At 66.6% G+C, this 23508-nt stretch carries 15 protein-coding genes and 1 pseudogene; 12 read left to right on the top strand and 4 right to left on the bottom strand.

The genetic code is table 11. The annotated features are described in order from the left end of the window. From ACX93N_RS07305 to ACX93N_RS07295, 3 genes and pseudogenes are all read right to left on the bottom strand, one after another. Window positions 1–280, bottom strand: a pseudogene (locus ACX93N_RS07305) (hypothetical protein); the annotation flags it as partial. Window positions 281–826: 546 nt separating this feature from the next. Beyond that, window positions 827–2707 (bottom strand): S8 family peptidase, encoded by a 1881-nt coding sequence (locus ACX93N_RS07300; RefSeq protein ID WP_459427746.1) that lies wholly within the window; start codon window positions 2705–2707, stop codon window positions 827–829. Window positions 2708–2809: 102 nt separating this feature from the next. Further along, window positions 2810–4618, bottom strand: a complete 1809-nt coding sequence (locus ACX93N_RS07295) for a putative bifunctional diguanylate cyclase/phosphodiesterase (RefSeq protein ID WP_459427745.1) — start codon at window positions 4616–4618, stop codon at window positions 2810–2812. 165 nt (window positions 4619–4783) lie between these two features. Between ACX93N_RS07295 and nadA the strand changes: the two genes are divergently transcribed. After that, a complete protein-coding gene (gene nadA / locus ACX93N_RS07290; RefSeq protein ID WP_459427744.1) occupies window positions 4784–5848 on the top strand; it encodes a quinolinate synthase NadA in 1065 nt (354 codons plus the stop codon). A gap of 20 nt (window positions 5849–5868) precedes the next feature. Here the strand turns inward: nadA and ACX93N_RS07285 are convergent, their stop codons facing one another. Next, the gene (locus tag ACX93N_RS07285) at window positions 5869–7299 is read right to left on the bottom strand and encodes a M48 family metalloprotease (RefSeq protein ID WP_459427743.1); all 1431 of its coding nucleotides are present in this window, start codon (window positions 7297–7299) and stop codon (window positions 5869–5871) included. Between the two features lie 181 nt (window positions 7300–7480). Between ACX93N_RS07285 and ACX93N_RS07280 the strand changes: the two genes are divergently transcribed. The 11 genes from ACX93N_RS07280 (at window position 7481) to ACX93N_RS07230 (ending at window position 23493) form a co-directional block, all read left to right on the top strand. Continuing rightward, window positions 7481–7714: a sulfurtransferase TusA family protein gene (locus ACX93N_RS07280; RefSeq protein WP_459427742.1), complete on the top strand. Its 234-nt coding sequence runs from the start codon at window positions 7481–7483 to the stop codon at window positions 7712–7714. A 163-nt stretch (window positions 7715–7877) separates the two neighbouring features. Further along, complete coding sequence (locus ACX93N_RS07275; RefSeq protein WP_459427741.1) at window positions 7878–8954, top strand: AI-2E family transporter; 1077 nt, start codon at window positions 7878–7880, stop codon at window positions 8952–8954. Window positions 8955–8957: 3 nt separating this feature from the next. Continuing rightward, window positions 8958–11819, top strand: a complete 2862-nt coding sequence (locus ACX93N_RS07270) for an insulinase family protein (protein WP_459427740.1) — start codon at window positions 8958–8960, stop codon at window positions 11817–11819. A 145-nt stretch (window positions 11820–11964) separates the two neighbouring features. Continuing rightward, window positions 11965–14616, top strand: coding sequence for a pyruvate dehydrogenase (acetyl-transferring), homodimeric type (aceE, locus tag ACX93N_RS07265; RefSeq protein WP_459427739.1), 2652 nt, complete (start codon window positions 11965–11967; stop codon window positions 14614–14616). A 26-nt stretch (window positions 14617–14642) separates the two neighbouring features. Continuing rightward, entirely contained in the window at window positions 14643–16439 is a 1797-nt protein-coding gene (gene aceF, locus ACX93N_RS07260) for a dihydrolipoyllysine-residue acetyltransferase (protein WP_459427738.1), read from the top strand. 113 nt (window positions 16440–16552) lie between these two features. After that, a complete protein-coding gene (locus ACX93N_RS07255) occupies window positions 16553–17455 on the top strand; it encodes a hypothetical protein (protein ID WP_459427737.1) in 903 nt (300 codons plus the stop codon). A gap of 6 nt (window positions 17456–17461) precedes the next feature. After that, on the top strand, window positions 17462–18355 hold the full coding sequence (locus ACX93N_RS07250; protein ID WP_459427736.1) for an HAD-IIB family hydrolase: 894 nt from the start codon (window positions 17462–17464) through the stop codon (window positions 18353–18355). A gap of 7 nt (window positions 18356–18362) precedes the next feature. Continuing rightward, the gene (locus ACX93N_RS07245) at window positions 18363–19589 is read left to right on the top strand and encodes a glycosyltransferase family protein (protein WP_459427735.1); all 1227 of its coding nucleotides are present in this window, start codon (window positions 18363–18365) and stop codon (window positions 19587–19589) included. Between the two features lies 1 nt (window position 19590). Continuing rightward, window positions 19591–21360, top strand: a complete 1770-nt coding sequence (locus ACX93N_RS07240) for a sugar phosphorylase (RefSeq protein ID WP_459427734.1) — start codon at window positions 19591–19593, stop codon at window positions 21358–21360. A 77-nt stretch (window positions 21361–21437) separates the two neighbouring features. Further along, complete coding sequence (fabV, locus tag ACX93N_RS07235) at window positions 21438–22634, top strand: enoyl-ACP reductase FabV (RefSeq protein ID WP_459427733.1); 1197 nt, start codon at window positions 21438–21440, stop codon at window positions 22632–22634. A gap of 1 nt (window position 22635) precedes the next feature. After that, window positions 22636–23493 (top strand): MBL fold metallo-hydrolase, encoded by an 858-nt coding sequence (locus tag ACX93N_RS07230; protein WP_459427732.1) that lies wholly within the window; start codon window positions 22636–22638, stop codon window positions 23491–23493. Window positions 23494–23508 lie beyond the last annotated feature (15 nt).

Raw genomic sequence — 23508 nt, 5'->3', positions numbered from 1 at the left:
TGCGGATGCCCCAGCGGTAGCCTGCCTGGTCTGCATCGCTGCGGATGCCCCAGCGGTAGCCTGCCTGGTCTGCATCGCTGCGGATGCCCCAGCGGTAGCCTGCCTGGTCTGCATCGCTACGGATACCCCAGCGATAACCCGCCTGGTCGGCGTCGCTACGGATACCCCAGCGATACCCCGCTTGGTTAACGTAGCCGCGAATGCCCCACCGGTACCCGGTGGAACTAGCTGATGCTTGTGCTGTGCCTGTGTAGCTAGCTACGGCCTTGGAGCTGCGCATGTCTGCTTCTGGCTTGACGTCATCAGACCATGCGAAGCCGCCGGTGCCGGCTGCTTCGTTTGTGCTACCGGTAGCACGCGATTCAGTTTTAAGCCGGTTCCACTTATAAGCCTTGTGATCTCCCGCGGCATAGTTCTGGCTGGATGCGATTGCGGCTCGGACAGTTCCGGCCGGGTTGTCCGAGGAGTCTGCGATCGCGCTGTTGATTAGTACTGCGCTTGCTGCAGTAGCGAGTCCAACACTCCTGATCCATCTCACACGATTCATAGTCCCACGCCCACCTTCGTCGTCAAGTTTCGCGTTGCCAGTGGCGGCTCTGCCGCGCTGCTGGTGCTTGAACTGATCCTTTGGGGATCGGTTTTTCCAAGTTCACGATGACCTTAGTGGCGAGGGCTGTTTTGATGAAGGTGGGGAGGTACCCCCTTTGGGGTAGGGGCAGCTGCAGGCGCGTTGTCCTGCGCGGGTGTTGTAGACAAGGTGATTTCGAGCCTGTCGCTGCTTCGCGGCTGACGGTGGGTGCGGGGTGTCCGTCGTGGTTGCGGTTCGCTATTTTTGTACGCGTGAGAGTTGTTCCACTCTCTCTTTTTCCTCGAGGTAGAGGCCGTGCCAGTCGAAGGGCATTTGTGGGTCGGGGGAGGATTCTGCCTCTTCGGCAGTAAGCCGGGGCCGCTCTATGTGGGCCTTGATACCCCAGCGGCGATTATTGCTGTGTCCCTTTTCGGGTGGCTCGGAGCCGACCATCGTCGCAAGCCCGGGCAGCGTGGGCGTGCCGTCCGCGGCAAGGATTGCGGGCCCCTCGAAGTGGTTGTCGCCTGCGATGTCGGCCTTGAGGTCCAGCCCCCGGTTACCGCAACCGGTATCCCCGAGCGTGAGGGCACGCTGAATGCTGATGGCGCCGGCCCCCTGTGCAAAGGGTGAGTAGCTGAGCCTTCCATCGGCGTTGATAGCCGGGTCCGCGGAAGACAGGAACTTGCACTTTACGTCATCCGCGGTCAGCTCCGGCTCTACCTGGAGCAGCAGGGCCACCAGGCCCGAGACGAGCGCGGCAGCCTGAGAAGTGCCGGTCATCACGAAGTCCCCGTTCAGAAGCTGATATTCGGGAAATTCCTCTGTCAGTGTCGATCCCGGTCTCGTGAGGCCCGCCATATGCCCTCCCGGAGCGACGAGGTCCGGCTTGATGTGGGCGCTCGGTGTGGGGCCTCGCGAGGAGAAGTCGGGCAGGTAGTCGTCGTTGGGGTCATCGAAGGTCCAGCTGTCAGTGATGGCGCCTACGGTGATCAGGTAGGGCAGGTTGCCCGGGGAGCCTATGGTCATGGCCTCCGGTCCTTCGTTGCCCGCCGCGGCGACCGCTACGATGCCGGCATCCCAGGCGCGCATGAGCGCCTGGTTGATGGGGTCCTGCCAGTACGGCCAGCGGGGTTTGGCGGCGAAGGAGAGGTTGATGACACGAATGCCGTAACTTTCCCGGTGGTCCACGATCCATTGCACGCCGCGAACGATATCCAGCAGGTCTCCCTGGCCTTCCCGGCTGAAGGCCTTGACCACCACGAGCCGCGCATCAGGGGCCACGCCGCGCCAGGCGCCGGGCTCGGTGCCCGGCCTGGTTATGGCGCGGCTTTGCGCGAGGATGCTGGTCATGTGGCTGCCATGGCCACTCTCATCAAAGGCGTTATCGACCTCTTCGCCGGCAATGGCGTCGTAGCTGGCGAGGACGCGGAGCTCGCCGCGGGTGTCGTGGGTAAGGCGCGGATCATCCCAGAGTCCGGAATCCAGCACGGCTACGGTAACGCCAGCGCCGGTGATGCCGTGCCGGTGGAGCAGGTCGGCGCCGGCAACGGTACTGTAGTAACTGTCGCCGTCGTTGTCGTCGTAGCCCGGTATCAACTCCACTTCACAGTCACCGGCATAACTCGCAGTCAGCTGCAGGTCGCGCTGGAACACTTCCCCGGTTGGCCAGGGCTGGGAGAATTCGAGCGCCAGCGTACCCGCGGCGCCGCCGGGCAAGGCAGTCTTTGCAGCCGGGCGGATCGTTGAGACACCTGCCCTGTCTTCTACGGGCGTCACCATCGCGTGGCCGGCAAAGCTCGCCGTTTCCAGCCTGCCCAGTTCGGTGGGCCAGGAGGCCCTCACACTTTCCAGCCTGGCCTCGTCTTCGCCCTTGTTATACAGGGTCCACTCCACCCTGGTTCCGTCGATGCCTAATTCCAGGGCACCGCCGAGCTGGCAGGCGGGGGGCGCTGCCTCGGGCTCCTGTCGGTCGAGGTCATCGATGATGCGGTGGACCCCGGGCAGGTCACGCAACCGGTCCACCTGGGCAGGCGTCAGCCGTGCGCCGACGGCGTCGATGATCGGCAGGAAGTGAGTCACTTCGCCCCCGACGGACTCGACACGCTCCCGAAGTGCTGCCGCCGACCCGCCCTGTAGCATGACAGATACCGCGGCGGCGTCTGCCGTCGCGGCAAGGATGCTCAGCGAGGGGACAACGATCGCCCGCAGCAACCCCTTGGTACTACCTCCCATGGGTGTCGATCAGTCTCTCAGCGCGTCTGCGATATCCCGGGCGTAATCGTTTCGCAGGGCGTCGGGTACGTCCTCGGGGTAGAGCGGGCGTGCAAAGAAGAATCCCTGCAGCATGTCACATTGCTGTGCCGCGAGGTGCCGAAGCTGGTCCCGGGTCTCAATACCCTCGGCAATGGAGCGCAGGTTGAGAGTCTTGGCGAGAATGATGATGGCATCAACGATGGCCACGCCGTCCTGGCTCGACAGGTCGGCGACAAAGCTCTGGTCGATTTTCAGCGTGTTGATGGGGAAGCGCTTGAGGTAGCTGAGCGATGAGTAGCCGGTGCCGAAATCATCCACCGCAAGGTCGAGCCCGAGCTCGTTCAGCTGGCGCAGTTTGTCGATGTTCGTCTTGGCGTCCGTCATGATGGCGCTTTCGGTCAGCTCCAGTTCAAGCCGGGCCGCATCGAGCCCCGAGTGGTCCAGGAAGAAACGCACCCGTTCCACCAGGTCCGGCTGGTTGAACTGGAGCGGCGAGATGTTCACGCACACCCGGAAATCGCTCAGGCCCAGTGTCTCCCAGTAGGTACAGTGCCGCGCCACCTCGGCCAGCACCCATTCACCCAGTTCGATGATCTGCCCCGTTCGTTCCGCAACCGGGATGAAGTCGCCGGGCGAAATCAGTCCCCGGACGGGGTGCTTCCAGCGCACCAGGGCCTCGAGGCTCACTACCCGCCCGGTGCGGGTGTCCACCTGGGGCTGGTAGCGCAGCTCCAGCTGCCCCTCGCGCATGGCCTCGCGCAGGTCTTCCTCGAGCTTCAGCTGCTCGACGGACCGCGCATTCATGTCTTCGTTATAGAAGCGGAAGCAGGCGCGGCCGTCGGCCTTTGCCGCGTACATGGCGGTATCCGCGTTGCGCACCAGGCTGTCCGCGTCCAGCCCATCCTGGGGATACATGGCGATGCCGATGCTCGGTGTCACTACCGGGTTGTGGGAATGCAGGGCAATCGGCTCCGACAGGGTCCGGATAACCCGCTGGGCCACACCCTCGACATCGCGGACGTCGCGCACGTCCGAGAGGACCACGGTGAACTCGTCGCCCCCCAGGCGGGCTATTTCGGTGTTGCGGTCGCCCGGGTCAAGTTCCTCCGCGTTGTCGTCGGAGAGATAGTTGATGGCGTCGTCTTCGCGCAGTTCCCCGGCGAGCCGCTTGGCGATTTCGACAAGCAGCCGGTCTCCGCGACCGTGGCCGATGGAGTCGTTGATGCGCTTGAAATTGTCGAGGTCAATGAACAGGAGCGCGGCGCTGTGACCGAGCCGTTGCGCGCGCTTCAGGATCCGCGTCAACTGCTCGTTGAAACTGCGCCGGTTGGGCAGGTTCGTGAGCGGATCGTAGTAGGCGAGGTAGCGCAGCCGGTCTTCCTGGCGCTTGAGGCTGTTGAAAGCATTGCTCGCCCGCAGCATGTACTGGACGTCGCGGCCGAGGAGCGACCAGTTGACCGGCTTCGTCTTGTACTGAGTGGCACCCGCCTCGAAGCCCTCATCGATGGACTTCCGGTCATCGGAGCCGGTGACGATCATGATGGGGATGCTTTCCCCCTGGGGCATCTCGCGGATCCGACGGCATACTTCCAGGCCCGAGAGTCCCGGCATCTCGACATCGAGAAAGATCAGGTCGGGGCGTTCGCGGAGGAAGGCTTCGAGCGCCTGCTGCCCGTCGGCGGCCTCAACGACCGTCATGCCCTCCGCCTCGAGACACTGGCGGGTGAGCAGGCGCACATTCATGTCGTCATCGCTGACAAGAATCTTGGCCTTTGGCTGTGTCGTGGCCGGGCTCACTTTCGCTTGCGGCTGCGAGGTCATGTCGTGCGCGTGTGACCGACGGTCAGAAGAGGCTAACACCGATGGCGGCCCTTGCCTAGCGCAGGCCGGAGGGTCCGTGGGGAAGGGCGGGCCGGCTGTGGTAAAATACAAGTAAGATATTGAACGACTGGCATGCCCCCCATGAGCCTTGCATCCGAAAAACTGGAGGCTATCCGCCTCCAGGTTCAGCAACATCTCGACCGCGCCGAGGCCCAGGAGCTGAGCCCCGAGGAGGAGGCCGGCCTCATCGACCGCATCAAGGCTGACCTGGCACGTCACAATGCGGTAATCGTTGCGCATTATTACACCTCGCCGAAGATCCAGGCTTTGGCCGAGGAAACCGGTGGCTGCGTGTCAGACTCGCTGGAGATGGCGCGCTTCGGCCACGACCACCCCGCCAGCACGCTCGTGGTCTGCGGCGTCCGGTTCATGGGCGAAACGGCCAAGATTCTCACTCCGGACAAGCGGGTGCTCATGCCCACGCTGGAGGCGACCTGCTCCCTCGACCTCGGCTGCCCGGCGGACGAGTTCTCGGCCTTCTGTGATGCCCACCCCGATCGCGAGGTGGTTGTCTATGCGAATACCTCCGCTGCGGTGAAGGCCAGGGCCGACTGGGTCGTCACCTCCAGCATCGCGCTCAACGTCGCCGAGCACCTTGCCGACGAGGGCAAGAAGATTCTCTGGGCGCCGGACAAGCATCTCGGGGACTACGTGCGCCGGGAGACTGGTGCCGACATCCTGATGTGGGATGGCGCCTGCATCGTGCACGAGGAGTTCAAGGCGCGGGGCCTTGCAGATCTCAAGAGGGTCTATCCGGACGCTGCGGTGCTGGTACATCCGGAATCGCCTGCGGCCGTCGTGGAGCTGGCGGACAGGGTCGGCTCCACCACCCAGATCATCAACGCCGCGAGGGAAATGCCCAACGAGCGCTTCATCGTGGCGACGGATCAGGGCATCTTCTACAAACTGCAGCAGCAGGCCCCGGAGAAAGAGTTCATCATTGCCCCGACGGCCGGCAAGGGAGCCACCTGCCGCAGCTGTGCCCATTGTCCATGGATGGCCATGAACGAGCTCTCCAACCTCGCCACGGTCTTCGAGCGCGACGACAACGAGATTCACGTGGACCCGGCAATCGGCGAGCGTGCCATGCGCCCCCTCAGGCGGATGCTGGATTTTTCCGCGGCACTCCGCCGTTCCGGGGACTAGCAGGCCGACGCGCCGGGTTCCTAGGACTCCAGCTGGTCCCGCATCTCCACCACATCCTTCAGGCGCTCGTTGATGCGAGCGCTGGTAGTGTAGTCGGATTTCACACTGCGCAGAGCGTAGCGCAGCTGCTTCTCGGCCTCGTCGAGCACCCCGTTGAGGATGAAGTACTCGGCCCGGGACTGGTGCAGCCCGACGATGTTACCCGCGAGCCCCTGCACTTCCGCCAGCAGGTACCACAGGTGGGGGTCATCGGGTCGTCGCTTGCTCTGCTCCGTCAGTACCTGCTCCGCGATATGGGGCTGCTCGTTCTTGAGCAGGGCGCGGGCGTAGGCCATGGCCAGCGGGTGGTTGCCCGGCGATAGCAGCAGCCGGTCTGACAGTTTCTTTACCGCCTTTTCCGGCTGGTTGCGGGCGAGATCGATTTCCGCGTCGGCCAGGAGGTACTCCAGCCTTTCCCGGTCCGCGGCCCAGATCGTATCGAGTTCAAGGGCGGCCTCATCGGTGCGTCCGGCCTCGGTCAGGGCGAGCACCAGGCCGTAGCGCGCGGCGGCCTGCGAGCGCGGTGAACCATCCAGCTCGCTGCGGAATTTTCGGATCGCCTCCTCCGGTGTCTCCGCCAGCTGGTTGACTACCCGCGCCCGCATGAGCTGATAGGTGAGATCCGTGGTGCGGATCTGCTTCGGGTACTGACGGGCGCGGTTTCGCGTGTCTGCGATGCGGCTTTCCGACAGCGGGTGCGTGCGCAGGAACTCGGGAATCCGGTTGCCGGTCGCGTAGCGGGAGGCCTGCAGCATGCGCTCGAACATCGCCGGAGCCGCATGCGGGTCCATGCCGGCGGCAACGAGAGTCTGCATGCCTACCCGGTCCGCCTCGGCCTCGTTCCCCCGGCTGTAGCGCAGCGCGGAGTCCTGCGCCGCGGCCTGGGCGGCGCTGAGCGCGGCGATCCCCGCATCGCCCCCGGCCGCGGCCATCAGTACGAAGCTGGCGAGCATGGTTGCGAGGGTCAGCGGCTGCTGCTTCTTCGCGAACTCCACGCGGCGGGAGAAGTGCCGCTGGCTCAGGTGGGCGATCTCGTGGGCGAGGACCGTGGCCAGTTCGTCTTCACTCTGGGCGTAGAGGAGGAGACCGTTATGCACGCCGATGACCCCGCCGGGCACCGCAAAGGCGTTGATCGTGGGGTTGTCCACGATAACGAGGTCGACCCGCCTGTCCTTGAGCTGGCTGTGGTTGACCAGGCGGAATACCAGCCCCTCGAGGTAGTCGAAGAGGAGCGGGTCGTTCACCGTCGGTACCTGGCCGCGAAAGATCCGCAGCCAGGCGCGCCCCAGCTGGTATTCGTACTCCGCCGAGAAGAGGCTGGTGCTCGACTCGCCCAGGTTGGGCAGCTTGAGGTCCTCCATGGCCGCCACGGGCGCAGCCGCGAGCACCAGCGCGAGCAGGGCTGCGGGCATTGCTTGTCGGTAGCGGCGGGGCATGAAGGTCAACCTGGTATCCGGGGCGCCCGTGGTCTGCCAGGGCGGCTTGACGTATTCTACGCGACCGGCGGCGATCCGTATCGACGATCGCACCGATGCGCAAAGTTAGGCGGTTGCGGTGGCTAAAAGTTCACCGCGCCCCGGAGGACATCACCCCATGCTGGAGACCGCTGACAGCGAGGTTGACGCCCGCGGGCTGCGCTGCCCGATGCCGCTCCTGAAGGCCAAGCGCGCTCTGAATGCGCTGGCTCCGGGGCAGACGCTCGCGGTGCTGGCGACGGACAGCGGTTCGATGCGGGACTTCGCCGTCTTCTGCGAGCAGAGTGGTCACGAGCTCCTCCTCGGCGAGGAGCGGGACGGCGTCTACCGTTACCTCCTGCGCAAGCGGTGACGCGCGCCCCACCCGGGCCCGGTACGCGAGCTGCTTGGTGAGGCCTTTCAGCGCGCGCTGACCTGAACGATGCCAGCGGCGTATACATCCCACCGCGGGCTCGGGCATGATAAACGGCTCGGGCGGGACCGCCCCGCGGCGTGCTGAGGGAGTCGACTTTTCCATGATGGAAGTCTTCAAGAAGTGGTACCGGCGCTACCTGCAGGAGGAGGAATCCATCCTGCTGCTCCTGCTGCTGCTCCTCGGCACGGTGCTGCTCGTCACCATCGGCGATATTCTCGCGCCGGTGCTCGCCGCCATCGTCCTCGCCTATCTCGTCCAGGGCGTGGCCAACGTGCTGCAGCGCTCCGGCCTGCCCCAGTGGCTGGGCTTCACCCTGGCCTTCATTATCTTCATCGGCGCGTTTTTCGGCGTGATTCTGGGCCTGCTGCCGCTGGTCTGGCGCCAGCTCGTGGCGCTCGCCGGCGAGGTGCCGCGCATGCTGGAGCAGGGGCGCCAGCTGCTGGCGGTCCTGCCCGCCCAGTACCCGGAGCTGTTCAGCCAGGAGCAGCTCAACCAGGTGGTGGCGGCGGCGCAGGTGGAAGTCGCCGGCTTCGGCCAGCGGCTCGTAACCCGGACGCTGGCCGGCATTCCCGGCTTCCTGACGGTGACGGTCTACCTGGTGCTTATCCCGATCATGGTCTTTTTCCTCCTCAAGGACCGGCAGCAGATCACCGATTGGCTGACCAGCTTCCTGCCCCGCCGGCGGCCCCTGCTTACCCGGATCTGGGCGGAGATGAACGTCCAGTTCTCGAACTATGCCCGGGGCAAGATGGTGGAGATCATCATCGTCGGCGCCGCAAGCTATGTCGCCTTCACCTGGCTCGGGCTCAACTACGCGGCCCTGCTCGCGCTGCTGGTGGGGCTGTCCGTGATCATTCCCTACATCGGCGCCTTCCTCATCACTATCCCTATCCTCATGGTCGCCTTCTTCCAGTGGGGGATCAGCGGGGAATTCTATGTCGTGATGGCGGTCTATATCGTCATCCAGATTCTCGATGGCAATGTGCTGGTCCCGCTGCTCTTCTCCGAGGCGGTCAATCTGCACCCCGTGGCCATCATCATCGCCGTGCTGTTCTTTGGCGGTATCTGGGGCCTGTGGGGTGTCTTCTTCGCCATCCCCCTGGCCACGCTGATCAAGGCGGTCATCAACGCCTGGCCCACCCGGGAAGTGGAACCGGAAGCCATACAAGGAGACTGATTCATGCCCCTGCGACCTGCGCCGCATCTGCGGGCGCTTCTCGTCCCGCTGTTGTGCCTCATGTTCGCGGCCTGCGCCGCAAGCCCTGTCCGCGAGCGGGTGGAGCCCGCCCGGAGCCCGGCGGATGACTATGCCTACCGGCTGGTCACGCTGGAAAACGGACTGCAGGCACTGCTCATTTCCGACCCGGACACGCCGAAGGCCGCGGCATCGCTGGACGTGATGGTGGGCAGTGGCGACAATCCGCCGGGGCGCGGTGGGCTTGCCCATTTCCTTGAACACATGCTTTTTCTAGGCACCGACAAGTACCCCGATGCCGCCGAGTACGAGCGGTACATCACGGAGCACGGCGGGTCCCGCAACGCCTACACGAGCTTCGAGCACACGAACTATTTCTTCGACATCAACGCCCCGTACCTCGAGGAGGGACTGGATCGCTTCGCCCAGTTCTTCATCGCACCGCGTCTCGATGCGGTCTACGTGGACCGGGAGAAGAACGCGGTGCAGGCGGAGTACCAGATGGGCCTCAAGAGCGACCCGCGGCGCGGCCTCGACGTGCTGCAGGCGGTCATGAACCCGGCGCACCCCTACAGCCAGTTCTCCGTCGGCAGCCTGGAGACGCTCGCCGACCGGCCCGACGCGCCGGTGCGGGACGACCTGCTGGCTTTCTACCGCAAGCACTACTCCGCCAACGCCATGCGCCTCGTGGTGCTCGGCGCGGAACCCCTCGACGAACTCGAGGAACTGGTGGCGCCCCTGTTTGTCCGGGTACCCAACCACGACTACGAGCCGGAGCCGCTGGAGGCGCCGCTCTTTGACCCCGCGACCCTGCCCATGAAGGTGACCGTGCAGCCCCAGGCGACGCTCCGGCAACTGCAGGTCAATTTCCAGGTACCCGATTACCGTTCCGAGTACCGGGCCAAGCCCATGGCCTACCTCGGCAACCTCATCGGCCACGAAGGGGAGGGCAGCCTTCTCCTGGCCCTCAAGCGCGAGGGCCTGGCGGAAGGCCTTTCTGCTGGAGAGGGGCTGTCCTGGCGCGGCGGTGCGCTGTTCAGTGTCACCGTTTCCCTCACCGAGCGTGGTGTCGAGGAGCACGAACGCGTACTCGCCCTGCTGTTCGGCTACCTCGCTATGCTTCGCGAGGAGGGGCCCCGGCGCCGGCTCTACGAAGAGCAATCGGAACTGGCGGCCATTGACTTCCGGTTCCGGGAGCACGGCGAGCCGATCGGCTATGTCAGCGCCCTGGCCGGCGGCATGCATTATTACGCCCCGGAGGATGTCCTCCAGGGGCCCTACCTCATGGAGCGCTTCGCCCCGGAACTCATCGCGGATGCCCTGGACAGCATGCGGCCCGCGCTGGCGCAGGTCGTGCTGACGGCGCCCGGCGTACCCACGGATCGCGAGTCTCCCTTTTACGAGGTGCCCTACGGCGTAGAGCAGGGCCCGGCACTCGCAGCCCGCTGGGCGCCCGCGGCGGCGGACAGCCTGCAGCTGCCCGCGCCGAACGCCTTCATTGCCGAAGATCTGTCGCTGGTGCCGCTGGCGGCGGACAACCCGGAGACGCCGACGATTGTCCACGACGCGCCACGTACACGTATCTGGTTCCGCCAGGCGGAGGCTTTCCGCGTGCCGCGCGGGGCCATGTATGTGAACTTCCGCTCCCCGCGCGCGGTGGGCAGCGCGCGCGATGTGGCGGCCGCCCTTCTCTACACCAACCTCCTCACGGACGCGGTCAACCCCTTCACCTATCCGGCCCGGCTCGCCGGGCTGGACTTCAGTCTCTACAAGCACGCCCGCGGCGTGAGCCTTCGCATCAGCGGCTACAACGACAAGCAGCAGATCCTGCTCGAGCGGCTGCTCGACACCCTGCAGGAGTCGGCCTTCGATCCGGCCCGCTTCGAAAACATCCGGGCGGACCTGGTCCGCAGCCTCGAGAATGCCGTCGCCAGGCGCCCGGCCACGCAGGTCATCGACGATCTGCGCGAGGCGCTGCGCTACGGCGACCATGGCGAAGCCGCGTTGATCGAGGCGCTCGAGGGGTTCGACCTCGCGGCCATCGAGGCTTATGCGGGCGCTTTCTGGGCCAGCGCGAGCGCGGAGGGGCTGCTCTACGGCAACTACCCGCGGTCGGCCGTGGCCGACCTCGCCGCAGCCCTTGATGAACTGCTGCCGGCCGGAGATGCCCCCACGCTGCCGCCGCTGGAGGTGCTGCGTCTTGCCGCGGGCGAATCCCTGCAGTTCGTCACCGACGTGCCGCACGCGGACTCGGTCGTTGCCTGGTACCTGCAGGGTGGTGGCGATCGCTGGCGCGACCGGGCGGGTACGGCCCTGGCCGCGCAGGTGATGAAATCCGGGTTCTTCCAGGAGCTGCGGACCGAGCAGCAGCTCGGCTACGTGGTCAGCGCCTTCTCCTGGCCGCAGTTCGACATCCCCGGGCTGGTACTGCTGGTGCAGTCGCCGGGCCATGACGCCACGCAGGTGACGGACGCCATGGAGGCATTTCTCGACGACGTGCTGCCGTCCCTGGACAGCGCGCGCTTCCGGCGCCACCGGGAAGCGCTGGTGGCGGAGATCGAGCAGCCGGACAAGAACCTCTTGGAGCGGGCGGAGTTCTACTGGCAGTCCATCGCCAGGCGCCAGTATGCCTTCGACGGCCGGAGGCAGTTGGCCGCGGCGGTCAATGACTTCGCCATGGAAGAGTGGGCCACCTATTTCCGCGAGACCTTCCGGGAGCAGCCGCGTTCGCTCCAGGTCGTCGCGCCGGGTGCCCGCGGCACCGTACCCGACAGTGGCGGTCAGCGGTTCGACAGCGCAGGCGCGATCAAGGCGGGCCACAGCACCTGGGTCGTGGACCGGCTTTAGTTCTAATTGGGAATTGTTATTTCCCTCGATTGCCGCTTTCCTGTAGGATGGGTAATGCCTTCGGCGTGCGTGGGTGTGTTCCCGCGCGCTCGATCGTTCTATTAAAGAACCTGATGTCACTGCAACGCCAGGAGCCTCCCCAGCCATGATCGATGACATTGATCCCGTCGAAACCCGCGAGTGGATAGATTCTTTCGACGAGGTGGTGAAGTACCGGGGGGAGGAGCGCGCCACCTACCTCATGAACGAGCTGTCGAAGCGGGCCATGACGGACGGCATCCCGTTGCCGACGGCCATCACCACGCCGTTTCGCAACACGATTGCCCCGGCGGACCAGAAGCAGATGCCCGGGGACCTGTTCATGGAGCGCCGGATCCGTTCCCTCGTGCGCTGGAATGCCCTGGCGATGGTCATGCGGGCCAACGACAACGACGAGGGCCTCGGAGGCCACATCTCCAGTTTTTCATCCAGCGCCACGCTTTACGATGTGGGCTGCAACCATTTCTTTCGCGGCGCCGATGGCGATCACCCGGGCGACCTGGTGTTCTACCAGGGGCACAGTGCCCCGGGCATGTACGCCCGTTCCTATCTCGAGGGAAGGCTCACCGAAGAGCAGTTGGACAACTTCCGCCGGGAGGTGGACGGCCAGGGCCTGTCCTCCTATCCCCATCCCTGGCTCATGCCCGATTACTGGCAGTTCCCCACCGTGTCCATGGGGCTCGGGCCGATCCAGGCCATCTACCAGGCGCGGCTGCTCAAGTACCAGCAAGATCGCGGTCTCCTGGACCACGGTGACCGCAACGTCTGGTGCTATCTGGGCGACGGCGAGTGCGATGAACCCGAGTCCCTGGGCTCCATTTCCCTGGCGGGGCGAGAGCGCCTCGGCAACCTCATTTTTGTCGTCAACTGCAACCTGCAGCGTCTCGACGGCCCGGTCCGCGGTAACGGCAAGATCATCCAGGAACTCGAGGGCGTGTTCCGCGGCGCGGGCTGGGATGTGGTGAAGGTGGTCTGGGGCCGGAAGTGGGACCCGCTGCTGGAGCGCGACGAGACGGGCCTCCTGCAGAAGCGCATGGACGAGGTCTGCGACGGCGAGCTGCAGAATTACAAGTACAACGGCGGTGCCTATACCCGGGAGCACTTCTTCGGCAAGTACCCGGAGCTGCTGGAACTGGTCAAGGATCTCTCCGACGAGGACATCATGTATCTCAACCGGGGTGGCCACGATCCGTACAAGATCTACGCGGCCTACGCCCACGCCGTGGCCCAGCAGGAGAAACCGACGGTTATCCTGGCCATGACGGTCAAGGGCTACGGCACCGGCGAGGCCGGCGAGGCAAACAACGAGACCCACTCCCTGAAGAAGCTGGACATGGAGGGCCTGAAGGCATTCCGGGACCGCTTCGGCATCCCCATCAGCGACAGTGAGCTGGCCAATGTGCCCTACTACCGCCCGGCGCCGGACAGCCCGGAGATGCGCTACATGCTGGAGCGCCGCGAGGCGCTCGGCGGCTTCGTGCCGGCGCGCCGGCGGGGTGAGCGGTCCCTCGACGTGCCGGACCTCGACGCCTTCAAGTCGCAGCTCAAGGGCAGCGGCGAGCGAAAAATCTCCACCACCATGGCCTTCGTGCGCATTCTCTCCTCCCTGGCCAAGGACAAGGCCCTCGGCGAGCGCGTGGTGCCGATCGTGCCGGACGAGGCGCGCACCTTCGGTATGGAGGGCATGTTCCGGCAGCTCGGTATCTACTCGTCGGTGGGCCAGCGCTACACGCCCCACGATGCCGGCCAGATCATGTTCTACAAGGAGGACATCAAGGGCCAGATCCTCGAAGAGGGCATCAATGAGGCCGGCGCTTTCTCATCCTGGCTCGCGGCGGCGACGTCCTACAGCACCAGCGACTACCCGATGGTGCCGTTCTACGTCTTCTACTCCATGTTCGGCTTCCAGCGCATCGGCGACCTCGCCTGGGCCGCTGGCGACAGCCAGGCGCGGGGTTTCCTTATCGGGGCCACCTCGGGCCGTACGACGCTCAACGGCGAGGGCCTGCAGCACCAGGACGGCCACAGCCACCTGCTGGCACAGACCATCCCCAATTGTGTCAGCTACGACCCGACCTACAGCTACGAGCTTGCCGTGATCATCCAGGATGGCCTGCGGCGCATGTACCTCGAGCGGGAGAACCGCTTCTACTACATCACCACGATGAACGAGAACTACCCGCACCCGGAGATGCCGGCCGGGGCGGAAGAGGGGATCATCCGCGGCATGTACCGCCTGCGGCGGTCCCCCCGGGAGGACGGTCCCCGCGTACAGCTCCTGGGAGCCGGTGCGATCCTCCGGGAAGTCGAGGCGGCGGCCGAGCTTCTGGCCAGCGATTACGGTGTATCCGCCGATACCTGGAGCGTGACCAGCCTCAACGAGCTGGCCCGCGACGGGCGCGCTTGCCGCCGCTGGAACCGCCTCAACCCCGAAGAGGCGCCACGCGTGCCTTACCTCACGCAGCTCCTCGAGGACGCGGACGGGCCGGCAATCCTGGCGACGGACTACATCACGCCTTATGGCGAGCAGCTGCGTGCCTACATGCCCGGCCCGTATACCGTTCTCGGCACCGACGGCTTCGGCCGCAGCGATACGCGGGCGAAGCTGCGGCAATTCTTCGAGGTGAGCCGGGAATACATCGCCTTCACGGCTCTCGGCGCGCTGGCCGCGGAAGGCGCCATCGAGCCCGCGAAGGTCGCCGAGGCGCGCCGTGACCTCGGCATCGACCCGGACAAGATCGACCCCATGCTGGCCTGAAGGTCAGCCAGAACCAGGAGCGTCAGGTGGCGAAAGAACAGGTACTTGTACCCGATATCGGCGGCGCCGAGGCCGCGGAGGTCGTGGAACTGCTGGTAGGGCCCGGTGACAGCATCGAGGTCGAGCAGGGGCTCATCGTCCTGGAGTCGGACAAGGCTTCCATGGAGATTCCGTCGACGGTTGCGGGCACGCTCGCGGAGTTGCTGGTCAAGGAAGGCGACCAGCTCGCGGAGGGCGACCCGATCGCCTGGGTCGAGACCGGCAGCGGCGCCGATGGCGATAGCGACGGGGATAGCGACGGGGATAGCGACGGGGACAGGGCCGGCGACCGCACCGGGGACCGCGGGAGCAGCGCAGCGGCGCCGGCCGATGATGATGGCGGTGCCGGCACCGGGGCGGGCGAGGAAAACGCCACGGGCGAGAGCACGGCACCCGGTGCGGATGCCGCGTCCACCGGGGCGCCGGCCGCGGAAGCAGGAAGCGGGAGGGTCATGGACGTGCCCGTCCCGGATATCGGTACGCAGGACCCGGTCGACCTGGTCGAGCTGTCCGTGGCGGTGGGCGACACGGTCGAGGAGGGCGACAGCCTCGTGGTCCTCGAGTCCGACAAGGCCTCCATGGAAGTGCCGGCACCCGCCGCCGGCGAGGTGGTGGAAATCCTCGTGGAGGCCGGCGGGACGGTCAGCGAGGGTGACCTGCTTCTGCGGCTGCGCAGCGCCGGGCAGGCCGCCGCGCCCGCCCCTGCGGCGGAGGGGGCGGGAGCCGGCGCGCAGCCGCAGGAGCAGCCGCGAGAGCAGGCGCCGGAAAAGAGCGCGCCCGCGGCGACTTCCGAGGTCGAGGACAGCGGGCCCGCCACCCCGGAGCCGGCCGCGCCGACACCGTCGCCCGCGGCGGCGCCCGCCGCCACCGTGGCACCACGGGAGCGGGATGTCTACGCCGGTCCGGCCGTGCGCAAGCTCGCCCGGGAATTCGGCGTCGAGCTCGGCCAGGTGACCGGCAGCGGCCCGCGGGGCCGCATCCTCAAGGAAGACCTCCAGGGGTACGTACAGAAGGCCCTCAAGGAGAGCCCGGCCCCCGCGGCGGGCGCGGGCGTGCCGCCCGTGCCCGAGGTGGACTTCGCCGCCTTCGGCCCGGTCACGGTCGAGCAGCGCAGCAAGCTCGACAAGCTCACTGCGGCGAACATGCAGCGCAGCTGGTTGAACGTGCCGCATGTGACCCAGTTCGACGATGCGGACATCACCGAGCTCGAAGCCTTCCGCCGGTCGCTGAAGGCGGAGGCTGCAGAGCGGGGTACGCGGCTCACGCCCCTGCCGTTCCTCCTCAAGGCCTGCGCGGCCGCACTCCGTGCCCACCCGACATTCAATGCCTCGCTTTCGGACGGCGGCAACGCACTGACTTTCAAGGATTACGTGCACATCGGCATGGCCGTCGATACCCCGGCGGGGCTGATGGTGCCGGTGATCCGGGATGTCGATCGCAAGTCGCTCTGGGAACTGGCCGAAGAGGTTATCGCCCTGGCCGGCGCGGCCCGCGACCGGAAGCTCAAGCCCGCGGACATGCAGGGCGGCTGCTTTACCGTCTCGAGCCTCGGCAGTATCGGCGGCCGCGGCTTCACCCCGATCATCAACACGCCGGAGGTCGGCATCCTGGGCGTCGGCCGCGCGGGTGTGCAGCCCGTCTGGGACGGCAGCGCCTTCCAGCCGCGCACGCTGCTGCCCCTCGGCCTGTCCTACGACCACCGCGTGATCAACGGCGGTGACGCCGGCCGTTTCATGGAGACACTGCTCGGGCTGCTGGGCGATATCCGGCGCCTCCTGCTCTAGCTCCGTCGCGGCGCCTGCGGGGCGCGCCCGCCGCAAAGACGCGCTAGCATTGGCAGGGTGCAGGCAGGGTGCAGGCAGGGTGCAGGCAGGGTGCAGGCAGGGGAAGGACAGCCGTGAAGGCCATTGATCGACCGGACGCGGGCTGGGAGCACGCATGGCTCGAGGCAGAGCGCCTGCCGCCCGCCTATGCGGGCCTGGCGAGGCGCTATTTCGCGCCCCTCGCCGGCCGGCTGGCCGCCCTGCACCGCGAGTGTGGCCGACCGCTACTCGTCGGCGTCAACGGCAGCCAGGGGTCGGGGAAGAGCACCTGCTGCGGCTGGCTGGTGCAGGCGCTGCGCGAGGAACACGGCCTTTCCGCCCTCGCCCTGTCCCTCGACGACTTCTATCTCACCCGCGCCGAGCGGGGCGTCCTTGCGGCGACGGTCCACCCGCTGCTCGCCACGCGCGGCGTGCCCGGCACCCACGACATCGAGCTCCTCCGCAGGACCGTCGGCAACCTGATGGGCCGGGGCGGCAGCACGGTGGTTCCCGTGCCCCGCTTCGACAAGGCGAGCGACGACCGCGCGCCGGTCGCGCGCTGGGACCGCGCGGAGGCGCCGGTCGCCGTGATTCTGCTCGAGGGCTGGTGCCTCGGTGCCCGGCCCCAGCCCCCGGACGCACTGGCAGCGCCGGTGAATGCGCTGGAGGCGACGGAGGACCGAGACGGTCGCTGGCGCGGCTACGTCAACGAGGCGCTGCGCGAGCTTTTTCTTCCGCTCTACGCAGACGTTGACCGCTGGGTGATGCTGCGCGCCCCGTCCTTCGACTGCGTGTTTCGCTGGCGCCTGGAGCAGGAACACAAGCTCCGCGCCCGGGCGGGAACCGGAACAGCCGTCATGAGCGATGACGAGGTGGCCCGTTTCGTGCAGTACTTCGAGCGCCTGACCCGCCATTGCCTTGCCGAGCTGCCGGAACACATGGATGTCATCTTCTCCCTCGATAATAACCGGCGCATTATCAGCGTCGAGGGCCTGTAACCTGCCATGAGCAACGTCCGCTACCGCGACCCCGACAGTCCCGGGGACGGCGACTCCACCAGCCCTGCGTACCTGGTCTTCTCGGACCTCGATGGCACGCTCCTGGACCACCACAGCTACAGCCACGCCGCCGCGCAGCCCGCCATCGACCTCCTCGAGGCGCTGGACATCCCGCTGGTGCTGGTGTCCAGCAAGACGCGCGCCGAGATGGTTGCCCTGCGCCGCCGCCTTGGCAATACGCACCCCTTCGTGGTGGAAAACGGTGCGGCGGTGTTCATCCCGGAGGGCTACTTTCCGGCGCAGCCACCGGACACGGTCGCGCGCGACGGTTACTGGGTCCGCGAACTGGCCGCGCCCCGGGCGCGCTGGATCGCGCTCCTCGAGGACCTCGAGAATGACTTTCCTGGCCAGTTCGAGTACTTCGCCCGCGCCGGCGAGGCGGGCATCGCCGCCATGACCGGGCTGCCACCGGCGCAGGCGGCGCTCGCCAACGCGCGCGAATACAGCGAGCCGGTCCAGTGGCGCGGTGATGCGCACGGGCTCGAGGCCTTCCTCGCGGCCTGTGCCGCCGGCGGCGCCCGGGTGAGCCGCGGCGGCCGTTTCTACAGCCTCGGTGGCGAGGCGGACAAGGGCGAGGCCCTGCGGTGGCTCCGGGCGCAATTTGCCTTGGTCCGCGGCATCGGACATATTAAGGATCTGGCCGCCGGCGACGGTGCCAATGATGTGCCGATGCTGGAGAGCGCCGGTACAGCACTGCTGGTGCGCGCACCGGACCGGGAGCTGCCCCCGGTTCAGCGCGACGACGGCGTCCTGTGCAGCGATGCGGTGGGTCCCGCCGGCTGGGCGGAAGGCGTCACGCAGTGGCTGTGTGAGAACGGTTTGGTAACACAGGACAGCTAGCGACACGATGGGCGACTTCTACCAGAACGGCATCATCACCACCCTGCATAACCTTTCCCGGCGCCCGGTCACGGACCTGGAGGCGGAGCTTCTTGCCTTCTCGCGCAAGCGGCCCCTTGGCCTGCTCCTGCCTTCCCTTTTCTCGGAGCTGGAGGGGGAAGCGCTGCCGGGCATCGTCGAGCACCTCGCCGCCGTGCCCTACCTGAACCAGGTGGTGATCGGCCTGGACCGTGCCGATGCGGAGCAGTTCCGCCACGCGCACCGGTTCTTTGCCTGCCTGCCGCAGGAGCACCGGATCCTCTGGCACGATGGCCCACGGCTCATGGCCCTGGACGAGGAGCTCCGCGCGCTCGATCTCGCCCCCCGGGAGATGGGCAAGGGGCGCAACGTCTGGTATTGCATGGGCTATATCCTTGCCACGGGCAGGGCCGAGTCCATCGCCCTGCACGACTGCGATATCACCACCTACGACCGCGACCTGCTCGCACGGCTCATCTACCCGGTGGCGCACCCCCAGTTCAACTACGAGTTCTGCAAGGGCTTCTACGCCCGGGTCGCCGGCGGCCGCATCAACGGCCGTGTCAGCCGGCTCCTCGTCACGCCGCTGCTGCGCGCGCTCAAGAAGACCGTGGGCGAGGTCGAGTACCTCGAGTACATGGACAGCTTCCGCTATCCGCTCGCCGGCGAGTTTTCCTTCCGTCGGGACGTGCTCCGGGACCTGCGCATTCCCAGCGACTGGGGTCTGGAGATCGGGGTGCTGTCCGAGATGTACCGCAACTATGCCAACAACCGCCTCTGCCAGGTCGATATCGCCGACAGCTACGATCACAAGCACCAGTCGCTGTCCGCGAACAATGACCGCGATGGTCTCTCGCGCATGTCCATCGATATCTGCAAGGCGCTGTTCCGCAAGCTGGCCACCCGGGGCGTTATCCTCAGCCCGGAGACCTTCCGATCCGTCAAGGCTACCTACTACCGCATCGCCCTCGACTTCGTTGAGACCTACAACACCGACGCGCTCATGAACGGCCTCGACTTCGATATCCACCAGGAAGAAAAAGCGGTGGAGCTGTTCGCCGACAACATCATGAAGGCCGGCGAGGCCTTCCTCGCCCGGCCCAAGGAAAGGCCTTTCATTCCGAGCTGGTCCCGTGTGACCAGCGCCATGCCCGACATCCTCGACCGCCTGAGCGAGGCCGTGGAACTCGATCACCGGGAGGTGGCCGGCCATTGACATGCGGTCGGGAAGCAGCGACCCCGCGCTGGCGCTGAGCGAGCGCGTCGCCCAGCACCTCGCCTTCATCTACCGGGAGGTCGAGCCGGCTCCCGACTGCCAGGCCCTCGCGCAGGAACTGCTCGCCATCATGCGCCTGGACGCCGACATCCCTGCGCCCCCGGCGCACGTCAACCAGTGGGACCAGGGTGATGCGCTCGTGCTGAGCTATGGCGGCTCCATTCTCGCTCCCGACGAGGCGCCGCTGCGCACGCTCAAGCACTTCCTCGACCGCTACCTGCAGGGGCGCGTGTCCGGCGTCCACATCCTGCCCTTCTACCCCTACAGCTCCGACGACGGCTTCGCGGTACTCGACTACCTGAGCGTGAACGGGGAACTGGGTGACTGGGAGGACATCCAGGCCATCGCCGACAAGTATGACCTCATGGCGGACCTGGTCATCAACCACTGCTCGGCGGAGGGGGAGTGGTTCCGCAACTTCCTCGAAAATCGCGACCCGGGCCGGGGGTTCTTCGCCACCGCGGACCCCGATACGGACCTCAGCGCGGTGGTGCGCCCGCGGACGACCCCGCTGCTGCGGGAAGTGGAGGCCGTGGACGGTCCCCGGCACGTCTGGTGCACCTTCAGCCCCGACCAGGTGGACCTGGACTTCCGCAACCCCCGGGTCCTGGCCGAGATGGTGCGCATCATCCGCCACTATCTCGACAACGGCGTGCGCATCTTCCGCCTGGATGCCATTGCCTTCCTCTGGAAAGTGCCGGGTACGAGCTGCCTCAATCTCGACGAGACTCACGAGGTCGTGCGTCTTCTGCGCACGCTCGTGTCCCATGCGCGCCCGGACGCGATGCTGATCACCGAGACCAACATCCCGAACCAGGAAAACCTGTCCTACTTCGGCAACGGCAACGAGGCGCATTGCGTCTACAACTTCTCCCTGCCACCGCTGTTGCTGAACACGCTGGTCACCGGGGACTGCACCTACCTCAAGCAGTGGATGATGAGCATGCCGCCGCCGCAGCACGGCACGGCCTATTTCAATTTCATCGCCTCTCACGACGGGATCGGCCTGCGGCCCGCCGAGGGGCTGCTGTCCGAGGATGAACTGCAGGCGCTTATCGGGACCATGCGCCGCTTCGGCGGCCACGTGTCCTACCGCCGGCTGGCCGATGGCGAGAGCAAGCCCTACGAGATCAACATTGCGCTCTTCGACGCGCTGCAGGGCACCGTGGAGGGGCCCGATGAGTACAATATCCCGCGCTTTGTCTGCGCCCACGCCATCATGTTTGGCCTCGAGGGCATCCCCGGCATCTACATCCACAGCCTGCTCGCCACGCACAACGACCACGAGCGGGTCGAGGAGACCGGGCATCCACGTTCCATCAACCGGCACCAGTGGAACCTCGCTGAGCTGGAGGAGGCGCTCGCGGATCCGGCGAGCGAGCACGGCGTGGTGTACCGCGCATTGATGGAACTGCTGGAGATCCGCCAGCGCCAGGCGGCCTTCCACCCGAACGCCACCCAGTTCACGCTCCACCTGGGTGCCCGGCTGTTCGGCTTCTGGCGCCAGAGCGCGGACCGGCGGCAGAGCATTTTCTGTATCAGCAACGTGAGCGCCCTGGAGCAGACCCTCAACCTTGCCGACATCAATCTCATTGACACCGACGTCTGGCAGGACCTCCTCTCGGGCCGGCTCTTCCAGTCCCGCGTGGAGCAGCTGGTGCTCGCCCCCTACCAGACGGTCTGGATCACCAACCTGCCCGACCACCGCTAGCATCCGGCGTGCTAGACTCTCGCCGTTTTCAGCACGGCACGGTTGCGCCACTTCTTGCCACAATCCGGGAGTACAGCATGATCATCAAGCCGAAGGTCCGGGGCTTTCTCTGCACTACCACCCACCCGGCCGGCTGCGCCGCCAAGGTGCGTGGCCAGGTCGAGTACGTCAAAGCACAGGGCGGGCTGGAGAACGGACCGAAGCGGGTCCTGGTCATCGGCGCCTCGACCGGCTACGGCCTCGCCTCCCGCGTCACGGCCGCCTTCGGGTCCGGTGCGGCAACGCTCGGCATCTTTTTCGAGAAGCCGGGCACGGAGCGCAAGCCGGGCACCGCGGGCTGGTACAACTCGGCGGCCTTTCACGCCGAGGCGGAGGCCGCGGGCCTGGGTGCCTGGAGCATCAATGGCGACGCCTTCTCCAGCGAGCTCAAGGACCGGGCCATCGCCGCGGTCCGCGAGCACCTGGGCAGCGTCGACCTCGTGGTCTACAGCCTCGCCGCGCCGCGGCGCACGCATCCGGTCACCGGTGAACTGCATGCGTCAACGCTGAAGCCCATCGGCAAGGACACCACCCAGAAAGGCATCAATACCGACAAGGGCGAGATCCAGGACTTTCACCTGGAGGCCGCCACGCAGGAAGAGATCGACAACACCGTGGCGGTCATGGGCGGCGAGGACTGGCAGTTCTGGATCGAGGCGCTCGATGAGGCCGGCGTGCTGGCCGACGGCTGCAAGACCACGGCCTATACCTATATCGGCGAGCAGATCACCTGGGACATCTACTGGCACGGCACCATCGGCGCCGCCAAGAAGGACCTGGACCGCCGGGTGCTGGCCCTGCGCGAGCGCCTCGCGCCCCGCGGCGGCGATGCCCGCGTTTCCGTGTTGAAGGCGGTGGTCACCCAGGCCAGCGCGGCCATCCCGGCCATGCCCATCTACCTGGCGATCCTGTTCCGCGTGATGAAGGCCCGCGGCACCCACGAGGGCTGCATTGAGCAGGTCTACCGCCTGTTCAGCGAGTCGCTCTATGGTGAAACGCCGTTCATGGACGACGAGGGCCGGTTGCGGGCCGACCGGCTGGAACTCGATCCGGCCGTGCAGGCCGAGGTGGCGGCCCTCTGGGAGCGTATCGACAGCGACACCCTGGACGAGCTGTCCGACTTTGCCGGCTACCGGCAGGAGTTCCTGCGGCTCTTCGGCTTCGAGGTGCCCGGCGTGGATTACGCCGCGGAGGTCGACCCGGTGCAGCCGATCCCCGGGCTGCTGGAGCCCTGACATGACGCTGGTGCCTGGACAGCCGGAGCGCCTTTCCCCCCTCGTCACCCGGCTTGTCGCGCCGAACCCGGGCCCGATGACGGGCCCGGGCACAAACACCTACCTGCTCGGGCGGGAGGCCGTGGTGGTCGTCGACCCGGGGCCGGCGCTGCCGGCGCATGTGGACGCGATTCTCGCCGCGGCCGAGGGACCGATCCGCCACATCGTCTGCACGCACACGCACCCGGACCATTCGCCGGCCTGGCGGGCGCTGGCCGAGGCGACCGGGGCGGAGGTGCGCGGTGCGCTGCCCTACGGCGACGATCACCAGGACGAGACTTTCCGGCCCGACGTCGAACTCGCCCACGAGCAGCGGCTGCTTACCGACGAGCTCTCCCTGCTGGCGTTGCATACGCCGGGGCACGTGAGCAACCATTTCTGCCTGCTCCTGGAAGAAGAGGGCATGCTCTTCGCCGGCGACCACATCATGGAGGGTTCCACGGTGGTCATCATTCCACCGGGGGGCGACATGGCGGCCTACATCCGCTCGCTCAAGCTGCTCCTCGAGTACCCGGTGAAGCTGATCGCGCCGGGCCACGGCGCCCTCATCGAAGACAGCCGTCGCGAGGTGGACCGGCTGGTGCGCCACCGGCTGCTGCGCGAGGCGAAGGTCGTCGGCGGCCTCGAGCGCCTCGGCGAGGCGGACCCGGATGCGCTCGTGCGCGTGGTCTATGATGACGTCGACCCCGCGCTGCACCGCTGGGCCAAGCTGTCGATGGCCGCGCACCTGATAAAACTGGAACAGGAGGGACGCGCGGCCCGCGCGGACGATGCCGATCGCTGGCGGCTCTTGCCGGCCGGTGAGGCAGGGCAACCGTGATTTCACCTAGCCGTT

It is taken from the genome of Pseudohaliea sp., from assembly GCF_054552115.1.
The sequence above is the reverse complement of the archived record's forward strand: the minus strand, read 5'-3'. Positions and strand labels throughout refer to the sequence as shown.